The following is a 12,227-nucleotide window of genomic DNA, read 5'->3' as shown; positions in this document are numbered from 1 at the left end:
CGAGCGCACTTGGATCTACCTGGTCAACTGCCTCCTACGTCGAGTGCCTTCACCGCGCCGCTAGCGCTTGATCATCTGCACGAGTTCTGAAGTGTCCGTCAGATCCGGAAGCACCTCGCCAGCACCAGCAGCCCGTAGGTCTTCAACGCTGTTTCGTCCGCTAGCTACGGCGATGATCTTCACGCCTGCGGCCTGAGCAGCGGCCACATCCCGCGTGGTGTCACCAATGAGTACCGTTTCGCCTCGACCGAACTGCTTATCGAGTTGCAGGGCCGCGCGCTCCCTGGCGATCGCCACCAGCTCCGCCCGGTCCGCGTGGTCGTCGCCGTACGAACTCGTCTCCAGGTCGAGGAACTGTTCCAGTCCGAGCGCGACCAGCTTGATTCGCGCGACGGCACGGAGGTTGCCGGTCAGCACCCCTTGGTGGACGGTCGGTTCAGCCTCCAGTGCCTCCAGGGCTTCCCGCGCTCCCGGAAGCACTCGGGCTCGCGACGCGAACTCATCGCGGCCAGCCTCGTAGCTGTCGATGAGCGCGTTCACGAGCTTGCCGATCGCTTCATCGGTCGGCTCGACCCCGTGAAGCTTCAAGGTCTCGGCGATGATGTCCAGCTCGGTCCTGCCGCTCACGTCCGCAAGCTGCTGGAAAGGCCGGCCGATCGCCATCGGGACCGCTCGCTCGTACATCTCGCGCCCCATGCCGCGAGACTGAAGCAACGTGTGGTCGATGTCCCAGAGCACGAGCCGTCGGAGCTCGTTCCGCGCGATCATGTTTCGAGTCTGTCACTCGATCGGGGGCCTCGCGCCGGGGCGTAGCATCAGTGCAGGTCAACGCTTCGCAGGGGTGGGGATGGACGAACAGCTCGCAGCCACGATCGGCGACCGAGTGCGCGTGCGCTGTCTTGCGTCGCGTTTGCCGAAAACGGTGATTGCCGGGCTGGCGGGCATCACGCCCGACTACCTCTACCAGATCGAACGTGGCCTCAAGCTCCCCACGGTCACGGTGCTGAAGCAGCTGGCCGAGGTCCTGAACGTGTCGGCCGACGAATTGTTGAGCTCCACTTCGACGCGGAAGACGTCGACCAGACCGGAGCCAGCGGGCGACGCGCTGTATCGAGCGTTCACCAGGCCGACGGCATCCGATGCCATACCCGTCGATCTGAAAGCATTGCGCCGCAACGTTTTGGATGCCTGGCAGATCTGGCAGACGTCAGCCACGCGATACAGCCAGCTCGCCCCGGAACTTCCGGCACTCGTGATCGAGGCCGAGCAAGCCTTGCGTGACCGTGCGAACGATTCAGCGGCTGATCAGCGAGAGGTTCAGTGCTGCGCTGCTGACCTGTACGCGTTGCTGCGCAGCGTCGCCAAAAGGCTCGGCAGGGTGGACGTCTCACTACTCGCGGCCGACCGTGCGATCCGTGCAGGCGAGAACGCAGATGATCCGCTGCGGTTGGCGATGGCTCAATGGAACCTCGCTCAGGTCCTGCTCGCCGATGGCGAAGCTGAAGGTGCTGAGGACGTCGCTATGCAGGCCGCTGAGGCACTGGGAGCCTGGGCAGACAATGACCTCGACGCCATCGCGCTCCGCGGTGCACTCCTGCTCGTCGGCTCCATCGCGGCCGCACGTCGAGGAGATGTCTGGCGGGCACGGGAGCGCGTGCAGACGGTTGAGCCGCTGGCGAAGCAGACCGGCGAACGCAACACGTTGTGGACGGTCTTCGGCCCGACGAACGTCGCCATGCACGCGGTCAGCGTGGAAGTCGAAGCTGGTGCGGCTGTGGACGGGTTGCGGCTCGCCGAACGGATCGACCACGGCCGCTCCCCCTCAATCGAACGCCGTGTGGCGTTTCTCCTCGACCAAGCCAAGGGGCAGGTTCAGCGCCGCGACTACGGCAGCGCGTTGGTGATGCTGTCCGCCACTGAACGCGAAGCACCCGAGGATCTGAGACACCGGCCGGCCGCGCACCAACTGCTGGGAACGCTCGTGCAACGGGCTCGGCGTTCGGTCGCGACGGAAGCCGCGCGGCTGGCCACGCGCGTCGGTGCACCTCTCTGAGCAGCAGCGCTCCCGGTCGGGCCTAGCCGACAGCTCGGGTTACTGAACAGAAGTCGACCTAGCGTCGCTGCTGTCAGGTGATCTACAGCTGTCGCGTCGAGGAGTGCTCACCGTGTTGTCGCCCGAGGATGTCGACCTGGTCGCGGGACTTCGCAAGGTCTCGGAACTGATGCCCGGCATCGCGTTCGACATCGTCATGGAGACCCTGCCGGCCGAGACCGAGCGTGAGTTCGGCCGGATCCTCGTCGCGCTCGGCGAGACCCTGTCCGACCGTGCCGAGAGACGAGAGCCACCTGAGCGGGCGATAGACGGTCGCGGGACTGCCGACAGCTTGGGGCCGCAATGACGAAGAACTTCATGCCGTCAATGGCTGAACGGGCGATCGGCCGCGAACTGCGAAGGTGGCGGAACGACGCTGGCTTGAGTCTCTCTGTTGTCTGCCAGCGGGCAAGGTTCTCGGCTGCGACGCTCAGCCTGACCGAGAACGCCTTGAAGCCGTTCGACCCGCTGGACATCATGCTGCTCGGGCGCATCTACGAGCTTCCGAACCACGTGTGGAAGCAGATGATCAGGCATGCCGAGACTGTTGCGGGGGAACGCACTCAGAGTGCGAACGGACAGCACGGTTTGGTCGAGCTGAATGCGGCCCGGGACGTGGATGACGCATATCTGGAGGCCGTGGCGATCCGCGCCTTCGGTGCGGACCTGCTTCCACGCTTCCTCCAGACTCCTGAGTACAGGATCTCCGCCACCGCTCTGGGATGTCCCACCTATCCAGCCGATTACCCGGATCGCACGGCGGCATTACAGACGCGCTGGACGGATAGCCTGACCGCAGCTGATGGACACGGTCCGGTAGTGGAAATCCTGCTCAGCAAGCGGGCGCTTCGCCGGGTCGTCGGCAACCCGACGATCACAAACGCCGCTCTCCTCCAGCTGATACGGCTCTCCGAAAGCGGGACCTTCACGGTTCAGCTGACCGACAGCGAGCCTCTGCAGGAAAACTCGTACCTCCATCTCTCCTTCCCGCACCGACAACACAGCGACGCGGTGTACGTGGAGGGCAACGGCAACGCAAGGTACATCGAAGACCTGACCGTGTGTCAACTGGTCAACCAGAGCTTCAGAGCGCTGCAACAAGCCGCCCTCAGCCCGGCGCAGTCCACAGAGGTGATCGCCGAGACGGCCAGCACCATGACAGACAGAGGCAACTGAGCGCATGGATCGAGCACCACTCACGCCGCGTAGCTGCGAGCTCGGCGACGAACTTCGAACCCTGCGCGAGCGGTTCGCCAGAGGGGTCGAGTTCGCCAAGACGCTCGACTGGGACCCGAGCAAGGTGTCCAACATCGAACGCGGGAAGGTACATCCAACCGACGTCGACCTCGCCCAGTACCTGACGGCCTGCGGCAAAGATCGAAGCTGGATCACCGACTTCATCGGCCGCTACCGGCTGGCTTTTGAGCCGTACTTCGCACGAGAGCCAACGAACTCCACGACGATCGTCTTCGCTGAACGCACCACGACCGCCATCACCGGTTATGGCGGTCCGACGATCCCGGACCTGTTTCGAACTGACGCCTACACCGAGCATGTGCTTCAGCAGACCGAGGCAACCCCGGAGCAGATCCAGTCCGCGATTCGGTCCCAGCAGGAACGCCGCTGCATTCTGCGAGCGCCAAGGCGGCCGGCATGCGTGTTCTACGTGAACGAAACGACGGTCAGAGCGCAGCTCGGCGACGACCGCATACGGATGGATCAGCTGGAGCTGCTCAAGCGCATGTCGTGGGCGCTTCGCGTCGTACCCGCGGGCAAGGAGCTGTCTTCCTCATCCGGCTTCACACTCTACGAATACGAGAAGATGCCAGCTACAACCGTCGTGGATTGCGATGTTGCGAGAGTGTTCGTGCAGGACGATGCGGCCACGTCTCGATGCCGAAGGGTACTGGCGATCCTGGACGACACGGCCTTGAATCACTCCGAGTCGAGAGACCTCTTCAGCCAGTTGCTCACGGATGAGTACGTCACTGCTATCGCAGTCGCATCGGGCGAACGTCCAGACGCTTCGTCGCGCTGACCTGCACTCAAGCGGGCTCAGGTTCAGCTCTCGACCCCTTCGGGCACCTAAAGGTTGTCCCGTAATGATCAAGAGTGTTGGTGGGGCAAGGGGGACAGCGGTGTCGCTTGCGGGTGGTGTTGTTCAGGCGGTCATGGCCAGGTTGCGCATGTGGGCGACGCCTCGGGTGGCGTGCCAGACGCCGTCGCGTTTGCGGCGGCATCACGTGCGCGCCCCGGCACTGCTGGTCCACGCGCGAGTCGGTGTAGGCGCGGCAGTCGTTGCGGTTGCCGGGGGTGGGGTCGCCGATCGCGACGACCAGGCGGGTGTTGGCGTCGATGACGACCTGCATGTTCGCCGAGTACCGCCTGTGCGAAGGCGCTCGACGGACAGCGGACAGGCCAACGACAAGATCGACGGAACGTTGGATGGGTAAGAGGCAAAGTGTTCGTGCAGGTCAGAAGGCCCACAGTGATCATCGCCGGGGGCCTTCTCTGTCCCGTGACTGTCCCGTGGAGCGTGACAACACCCGTCGTTCGGTGCCGGTCAGTGACGGACGCCTCTTCCCTCCAGAAACAGATCAGCGCTGGCCAGAACCCGTTTCGAGGCTCCGACCAGCGCCGGTCTGAAGGACTGCGTGGGCGAGGTCTAGCCGCGCAGTTCCATCGTGCAGCACTTCGGGCCCCCGCCCGAAGCACGCAGCTCCGAGATGTCCACGAACACCGGCTCGAACCCGCGCAGCTCCACCTGAGAAGCCAGATGCGTGGCCTCAACCGGCAGAACAACGTGCTTCCCGTCGGAAACAGCGTTGAGCCCAAGACAAACAGCATCGTCGGAGTTGGCGATCACAGCGTCAGGGAACAACCGCCGCAACACCTGCTGAGACCCGGGAGAGAAAGCCTCCGGGTAGTAGGCGACCAAAGGCGAAGGCGACTGGTCGTCGAGCACGAACAGCGCCACGTCCAGGTGGTAGAAGCGCGGGTCGACGAGCTGCAGCGACACGACCGGGACGCCGAGAACCTCCTGCGCCTCGGCGTGGGCGTGGGGGTCGGTGCGGAAGCCGGTGCCCGCGAGCAGCAGCGAACCGGTCCAGGTGAAGTCGCCTTCCGCCTCGTTGATCGCGGTCGGCATCACGACGGACTGGTAGCCGGCGTTCAGGAACCAGCGGCGGAAGTGGTCTGCCTCCGCGGTTCGCTGGGGGGCTCGGAAGCGGGAGCCGAGGACCTTGCCGTCGATCACGGTGCCGCTGTTGGCGGAGAAGACCATGTCCGGCAGGCCGGGGACCGGGTCGATGACGTGGACCTCGTGGCCCAGGCGCTCGTAGGTCTCCTTCAGGGCCGTCCACTGCTCCACGGCCAGCGTCGTGCTGGTGGGGCGGGTCGGGTCCATCCACGGGTTGATGGCGTACTCCACCGTGAAGTACGTCGGCGGGCACATCAGGTACCGACGGGTGGTCGGGGTGCGCGTCGGCGCTAGGGGCGTGGCGATGTCGAGCGTGATCGGCTCGCCGGGCCCGGAGATGGAGACGGTCATGGATCGAAATGTAAAGGCGAGCCTGACCATCGAACAACGCCGCGACATTGCGTCATCTGGGGCAGAATGTTGCGTGTGGACAGCATCGACCAGCGAATCATTTCGTGCCTCATGGCCAACGCCCGCTCCAGCTACGCGGAGATCGGCAAGGAGGTGGGGCTGAGTGCTCCCGCGGTGAAGCGGCGGGTGGACAAACTGCTGGACAGCGGGGTGTTGCGGGGGTTCACGGCGGTGGTCGACCCGGAGGCGCTCGGGTGGGGTACCGAGGCGTTCGTGGAGGTGCACTGCAAGGGGAACGTGGCGCCGCACGACATCCAGCACCGGCTGGAACCGATGGCCGAGGTCAGTGCCGCCTACACGGTGTCGGGGGCGGCGGACGCGATCGTGCATCTGCGGGCCGCGGACATCCATCACCTGGAGACGGCGCTCGAGCGGTTGCGGGCCGTCGAGATCATCGACCGGACCGTGTCGACGGTGGTGCTGTCCCGGCTCCTGGACCGGCCGATCGCACCCTAGGGTGCGGGGCATGGCCGAGGTTCTGCTGGAAGTCCACGAGTCCGTCGCCGTGATCACGATCAACGATCCGGACCGGCGCAACGCACTGACGATCGACCTGTCCCAGGAGCTCGCCGACCGGGTGGCGCAGGCCGAGCAGGAGGCGAACGCGCTGGTCGTCACGGGGGCGCCGCCCGCGTTCTGCGCCGGCGCGGACCTCACGCAGCTCGGCAGCTCCAAGGACGAGGGTCTGAAGAAGATCTACAAGGGGTTCCTCGCCGTGGCGAACGCGTCGATCCCGACGATCGCCGCGGTCAACGGTGCGGCGGTCGGGGCCGGGCTCAACCTGGCGCTGGCGGCGGACGTGCGGATCGCGGGGCCGAAGGCTCGGTTCGACGCGCGGTTCCTGCAGCTCGGTATCCATCCCGGTGGGGGGATGACGTGGATGTTGCAGCGGATCGCGGGGCCGCAGACGGCTACGGCCATGACGTTGTTCGGGCAGATCCTCGACGCCGGGCAGGCGGTGGCGCACGGGCTCGCCTACGCGGCGGCGGAGGACCCGGTGGCGATGGCGAAGGAGCTGGCCAGGAGCTCTGCGGAGGCTCCGGGTGCACTCGTGCGGACCATCAAGAAGACGATGCGGGCGACCGATGTGATGCACGACCACGCGGAGGCCGTGGAGGCGGAGCTGCGGCCACAGGTCGCTTCGATCGACACTCCAGAGTTCGCTGCGAGGCTTGCCGCGATGAAGGCCCGGATCAGCGGACGGTGAGTGTTACCTTGGGTAACAGGTTTTGAGGTGACGCGTCCGCCTCCGGGTCTTGGCAGGTGGAGGCGCACTTCCCGGCAAGCTGAGAGTCGTGTGCGGCTGGTGGGACGGTTCGTCTCGCCCAGTGGTACACGGCCCGTCTCGCACACGGTCCCGGCGGCTACCCTCGCGGTGGGGCACAGCCACCTTGGAGAGAGGTATCGGCGTAGGAATGAGCACTGAGACCCGCAAGCTGGATCGCGTCGTGATCCGCTTCGCCGGCGACTCCGGTGACGGCATGCAGCTCACCGGAGACCGGTTCACTTCGGAAGCGGCCGCGTTCGGCAACGACCTCGCCACGCAGCCCAACTTCCCCGCCGAGATCCGCGCCCCTCAGGGCACCCTCCCCGGCGTGTCGTCGTTCCAGCTCCACTTCGCCGACTACGACATCCTGACGCCCGGCGACCGGCCGGACGTGCTCGTGGCGATGAACCCGGCCGCGCTGAAGGCGAACGTGGTCGACCTGCCCGACGGCGGCATCCTCATCGTCAACACCGACGAGTTCACCAAGCGGAACCTGACGAAGGTCGGGTACGACGCGAACCCGCTCGAGGACGAGTCCCTGGAGAGGTTCCAGGTGCACAAGGTCGCCATGGCGACGCTGACGATCGGCGCCCTGGAGAACACCGGGCTCGGCAAGAAGGACGCGGAGCGCGCGAAGAACATGTTCGCGCTCGGCCTGCTGTCGTGGATGTACCACCGTCCGACCGAGGGCACGGAACGGTTCCTGCGCGAGAAGTTCGCGAAGAAGCCGGACATCGCCGAGGCCAACGTCCTCGCGTTCCGCGCGGGCTGGAACTACGGCGAGACGACCGAGGCGTTCGCCGTCACCTACGAGGTGGCGCCCGCCAAGCTCAACGTCGGCACGTACCGGCAGATCACCGGCAACACGGCCACGGCGTACGGGATCGTCGCGGCGGCGCAGCGCTCGAAGCTGCCCGTCGTGCTCGGCACGTACCCGATCACGCCGGCGTCGGACATCCTGCACGAGCTGAGCAAGCACAAGAACTTCGACATCACCACGGTGCAGGCCGAGGACGAGATCGCGGGCATCGGCATCGCGCTCGGCGCGTCCTACGGCGGTGCGCTCGGCGTCACGTCGACGTCGGGTCCCGGCATCGCGCTCAAGTCCGAGACGATCGGGCTCGCGGTGATGACCGAGCTGCCGCTGCTGGTGATCGACGTGCAGCGCGGTGGCCCGTCCACCGGTCTGCCGACGAAGACCGAGCAGGCCGACCTGCTGCAGGCGATGTTCGGCCGCAACGGCGAGTCGCCGGTGCCGGTCGTGGCGCCGCGGTCGCCGTCGGACTGCTTCGACGCCGTGCTCGACGCGTGCCGGATCGCGCTGAAGTACCGCACGCCGGTGCTGTTCCTGTCCGACGGCGCGGTCGCGAACGGCTCCGAGCCGTGGCTGATCCCGGACGTCGACGCGCTGCCGGACCTGACCGTCGAGTTCGCGACGGACCCGGAGACGTTCCAGCCGTACGCGCGCGACCCGGAGACGCTGGCGCGTCCGTGGGCCGTGCCGGGCACTCCCGGTCTGCAGCACCGCATCGGCGGTCTGGAGAAGCAGGACGTCACGGGCAACATCTCGTACGACCCCGAGAACCACGACAAGATGGTGCGCCTGCGCCAGGCCAAGATCGACGGCATCGACGTGCCGGACGTCGAGGTCGAGGACCCGGACGGCAACGCCAGGGTGCTCGTCGTCGGCTGGGGCTCGTCGTACGGCCCGATCGGCGCGGCGGCACGGCGGGTCCGCAAGCTGGGCCTGCCGGTCGCGCACGCGCACCTGCGGCACCTCAACCCGTTCCCGAAGAACCTGGGCGAGGTGCTGAGCCGGTACGACAAGGTGATCGTGCCGGAAATGAACCTGGGCCAGCTGGCGTTGCTGTTGAGGGCGAAGTACCTGGTGGACGCCGTGTCCTACACGAAGGTGCAGGGCTTGCCCTTCAAGGCGGAGGAGCTGCAGGACGTGCTCGCTGACGTGATCAAGGGGGTGTCGGCGTGACCGCCATCGACCTCGGAATCCCCGGCCTGACGGGTGTTCCCACCACGGACGAGAAGCAGACGGCCAAGGACTACAAGTCGGACCAGGAGGTCCGCTGGTGTCCCGGCTGCGGCGACTACGTGGTGCTCAACGCCGTGCAGTCGTTCCTGCCGTCGCTGGGTCTCAAGCGCGAGAACATCGTGTTCGTGTCGGGCATCGGGTGCTCGTCCCGCTTCCCGTACTACATGAACACCTACGGCATGCACTCCATCCACGGGCGTGCGCCGGCCATCGCGACGGGGCTCGCCGTGTCGCGGCCGGACCTGAGCGTGTGGGTGGTCACCGGTGACGGCGACGCGCTGTCCATCGGCGGCAACCACCTGATCCACACGTTGCGGCGCAACGTGAACCTCAAGATCCTGCTGTTCAACAACAGGATCTACGGCCTCACCAAGGGCCAGTACTCGCCCACCTCCGAGGAGGGCAAGGTCACCAAGTCGACGCCGGCCGGGTCGCTCGACCACCCCTTCAACCCGGTGTCGCTGGCGCTGGGCGCGGAGGCGTCGTTCGTCGGCCGTGCGATCGACTCGGACCGGGCCGGGCTCACCTCGGTGCTGCGCCAGGCGGCCGAGCACCGCGGGTCGGCGCTCGTCGAGATCTACCAGAACTGCCCCATCTTCAACGACGGCGCGTTCGACGTGCTGAAGGACGCGGACGAGGCGCAGCGGCGGATCATCAACGTCGTCGACGGCGAGCCGATCCGGTTCGGCCGCGAGGGCGAGTACTGCGTGGTGCGCGAGGGCTTCGGGCTCGCGGTCGCGAAGTCCGCCGACGTGGACGCGAGCGAGATCGTGGTGCACGACGCGTCCGACCTGAACCTGTCGTTCGCGCTGTCGCGGCTGTCCACGCAGGACCTCACGCACACCGTCACGGGCGTGTTCCGGCGTGCGGACCGAGCGACGTACGACGACAGCGCACGGGCGCAGGTCAGCGAGGCGAAGGCCGCGAAGCCCGCGGACCTCGCGAAGCTGTTGCACGGCAAGGACACCTGGACCGTGGTCGGCTAGAACCCCGGACCTGAACGGAGAAGGCCCCCGCCGAGCTCGGCGGGGGCCTTCTCCGTGTTCCGGAACGCGGTCACGGCGCCGGGCGGAACCCGGCCTTCTCCGCGTCGGCCTCGGTGCGGAACCACACGTCGGCGCGGGTGTCGCCGAAGTGCGACGACCCCTCGGTGTAGTAACGGCGACCGGTCAGCGTCGCCTTCACCGCGAAGTCGGGCGCGGGTGCGTGGCCGTCCGACTTGGGCAGCACCGAGCCGGGACCGAACGGCGAGCGCGGGTTGAAGCCCTCCGGCTGCTGGAAGCGGGCCGACGAGCCCTGCGCGGGCGTGCTGCCGTTGGGGCGGCCGCCGGTGGACGGCGAGAAGCCGACCGGGCGCGGACGGGCGGGCAGCTTGGGCGCGGCCGGTGCCTCCGGCTTCGGGGACTCGAACGCCTGGAACGCCGGGAAGCTCTGCTGGCGCTGCTGGGTGGTGCGCCGGGCCTCGCGGATCGGCAGGCCCGCCTCGGTCACGCGCTGCGGCAGGTCGGTCTGCGCGACGGGCGCGGGTTCCGGCTCGGGCGGGGCGGCGAGCAAGGGCTCGTCGCTCGGCACGAACTTCGGCACGAACGGCTGCTCGTCGGTCGGCTCCGGGAGCTGGCGGGTCTGGCCGAGGGGCGGCAGCGGCTCGTCGGCGTCGAGCAGCGGCTCGAAGAGCGAGCGCGAACGGTCCGGCTTCGGCGCGGGCTCCGGCTCCTTGACCTCGGCGTTCTCGGTGCCGTGCGAGAACGCGGCACCGACGGCGCGCGGCGTGCGCTCCTGAGTCTCCTCGACCTCCGTGCGCGGCTCGAACGCCGAGAACGGAGCGGGCGGCGGCGTGCCGGGCGTGATGAACGGCTGGGTGTAGGCGTGCCGGGGCTCGAAGACCTCGGGCGCGGGCTCCGGTTCGACGAACTCCTGGAGCTCCGGCTCGCGGTGGGCGGGCGCGGACTCCTGCTCGGCGGCTGCGGACTCCTCGAACGGGGCCTCGTCGAAGCGGGACTCCTCGATCTCCCCCGCCTGGTGCTCCCCCGCCTGGCGTTCGTCGGCGTCCGGCTCGGTGAACGCCTGCTCCTGGGCGAGCGTCGACTCGCGGACGGCGTCCTCGGCGTCCTCGTCGGCGGGGACGACCTCGATCAGGCCGGTCTGCTCAGCGGGCTCCTCCGGCTCGGTGAAGCCGTCGAGCTGGCCGGAGATCTCGTCGCGCATCCCGGGGAACTCCCCGGTGAGGTCGTTGTCGGGCCAGGTGCCCCTGTCGGCCTCGAGGTACGTGGTCTGCTCGGACCGCGTGACCGCGGGCTCGTCCTCCTGCTCGGCGGCCTCGTCGAGGAACGTCTCCTGCTCCTCCTCTGCCCAGACCTCGCGCGGCTGGTAGACGAAGTCGTCGGCGGGCTCGTCGACCTCCGGCGGCGCCGTGGGCTTCGTCACCGGCTCGCCGACCTCGGCGACCGGCTCGACCGCCGGGACGTACGACGTCTGCTCGGCGGGCAGCTCCGGCTCGTCGTCGAAGTCCGCGGGCTGCAAGCCGGAGCGCGGCAGGACCGTCGTCATCTCCGCCGGGGTCTCGGCGGGGGTCTCGCCGCCGTCCGGCCCGAGGCGCTCGAACAGCGAGCGCGGGCGGTCGTCGTCGGCCTGGGCCTTCTGCTGCTCGGCGAGCTGCTCCTCGAACCGGCGCTGCGACTCCTCCGGGTCCAGGTACTGCCGGACCGGCGTCGACCGCTCCTCCTCGTAGTCCTCGTACTCCTCGACAGGAGCGGGAGCGGGCGCGGGAACGGGTTGCTCGGCCACGGGGACGGGAGGCGGCACCGGGACGGGCGCGGGCACCTTGACCGGCTCGCCGTAGTAGGCGGGCGGCTCCGCGTACGGCGCGGGCGCCGGGGCGGGTGCGGGAACGGGCGGGGGCGCCAGGACCTCGTCGGTCAGCGACCGCGGCGGTGAGTCCTCCCACTCGTCGATCTGGAAGTCGTCGTCGACACGATCCCGGGAGGCGGCCGGCGGTGCCGGCGTGCGCGCCTCACGAAGTTGATCTTCGAGGTCGGCTATGCGCCGGCGCGCGGGACGCACCAGCACCACCTGGGTGAGGACCACCCCCGCGACGAAGGCCAGCAGCGTCCACAGCCAGACCTGCCCGAAGATGTTCACGGGTAAGCCCCTTCTAACGACCACACTCCGACCCCACTCACCCGGAAGGGTGAGCACGGCCAAACTACAGTGC

Annotated in this window: 11 protein-coding genes and 1 pseudogene; 8 read left to right on the top strand and 4 right to left on the bottom strand. The window is 67.9% G+C overall.

The genetic code is table 11. From position 1 onward, the window contains the following. Positions 1–60 precede the first annotated feature (60 nt). The gene (locus BLT23_RS06255) at positions 61–768 is read right to left on the bottom strand and encodes an HAD family hydrolase (protein ID WP_090046463.1); all 708 of its coding nucleotides are present in this window, start codon (positions 766–768) and stop codon (positions 61–63) included. Positions 769–847: 79 nt separating this feature from the next. On the opposite strand from BLT23_RS06255, the gene BLT23_RS06250 reads away from it, so the two are divergent. From BLT23_RS06250 to BLT23_RS06235, 4 genes are all read left to right on the top strand, one after another. Next, positions 848–2,053: a helix-turn-helix domain-containing protein gene (locus BLT23_RS06250; RefSeq protein WP_090046911.1), complete on the top strand. Its 1,206-nt coding sequence runs from the start codon at positions 848–850 to the stop codon at positions 2,051–2,053. Positions 2,054–2,156: 103 nt separating this feature from the next. Continuing rightward, positions 2,157–2,399, top strand: coding sequence for a hypothetical protein (locus tag BLT23_RS06245; protein WP_143035838.1), 243 nt, complete (start codon positions 2,157–2,159; stop codon positions 2,397–2,399). Continuing rightward, entirely contained in the window at positions 2,396–3,268 is an 873-nt protein-coding gene (locus BLT23_RS06240) for a Scr1 family TA system antitoxin-like transcriptional regulator (protein ID WP_090046458.1), read from the top strand. Before BLT23_RS06245 ends, BLT23_RS06240 begins: the two co-directional genes overlap by 4 nt. Positions 3,269–3,272: 4 nt before the next feature. Further along, on the top strand, positions 3,273–4,130 hold the full coding sequence (locus BLT23_RS06235; protein ID WP_090046456.1) for a helix-turn-helix domain-containing protein: 858 nt from the start codon (positions 3,273–3,275) through the stop codon (positions 4,128–4,130). Between the two features lie 235 nt (positions 4,131–4,365). On the opposite strand, the pseudogene BLT23_RS06230 reads toward BLT23_RS06235, so the two are convergent. Next, positions 4,366–4,476: pseudogene (locus BLT23_RS06230) on the bottom strand (IS5/IS1182 family transposase); the annotation flags it as partial. Positions 4,477–4,757: 281 nt separating this feature from the next. Further along, entirely contained in the window at positions 4,758–5,642 is an 885-nt protein-coding gene (gene ddaH / locus BLT23_RS06225; RefSeq protein ID WP_090046454.1) for a dimethylargininase, read from the bottom strand. Positions 5,643–5,717: 75 nt separating this feature from the next. Between ddaH and BLT23_RS06220 the strand changes: the two genes are divergently transcribed. The 4 genes from BLT23_RS06220 to BLT23_RS06205 all read left to right on the top strand — a co-directional run bounded on the left by BLT23_RS06220 (position 5,718) and on the right by BLT23_RS06205 (position 10,002). Next, on the top strand, positions 5,718–6,158 hold the full coding sequence (locus BLT23_RS06220) for an Lrp/AsnC family transcriptional regulator (protein ID WP_090046909.1): 441 nt from the start codon (positions 5,718–5,720) through the stop codon (positions 6,156–6,158). 10 nt (positions 6,159–6,168) lie between these two features. After that, a complete protein-coding gene (locus BLT23_RS06215) occupies positions 6,169–6,909 on the top strand; it encodes an enoyl-CoA hydratase (RefSeq protein ID WP_090046906.1) in 741 nt (246 codons plus the stop codon). 208 nt (positions 6,910–7,117) lie between these two features. Next, complete coding sequence (locus BLT23_RS06210) at positions 7,118–8,956, top strand: 2-oxoacid:acceptor oxidoreductase subunit alpha (RefSeq protein ID WP_090046451.1); 1,839 nt, start codon at positions 7,118–7,120, stop codon at positions 8,954–8,956. Continuing rightward, positions 8,953–10,002 (top strand): 2-oxoacid:ferredoxin oxidoreductase subunit beta, encoded by a 1,050-nt coding sequence (locus BLT23_RS06205; RefSeq protein ID WP_090046449.1) that lies wholly within the window; start codon positions 8,953–8,955, stop codon positions 10,000–10,002. Before BLT23_RS06210 ends, BLT23_RS06205 begins: the two co-directional genes overlap by 4 nt. Before the next feature lie 70 nt (positions 10,003–10,072). Here BLT23_RS06205 and BLT23_RS06200 read toward each other — a convergent pair whose 3' ends face one another. Beyond that, entirely contained in the window at positions 10,073–12,154 is a 2,082-nt protein-coding gene (locus BLT23_RS06200) for a sunset domain-containing protein (RefSeq protein WP_090046447.1), read from the bottom strand. Positions 12,155–12,227: the final 73 nt, after the last annotated feature.

Source organism: Lentzea fradiae, assembly GCF_900100955.1.
GTDB lineage: Bacteria > Actinomycetota > Actinomycetes > Mycobacteriales > Pseudonocardiaceae > Lentzea > Lentzea fradiae.
Note: the sequence above shows the minus strand (reverse complement) of the source record. Positions and strands in the feature narration are given on the sequence as shown.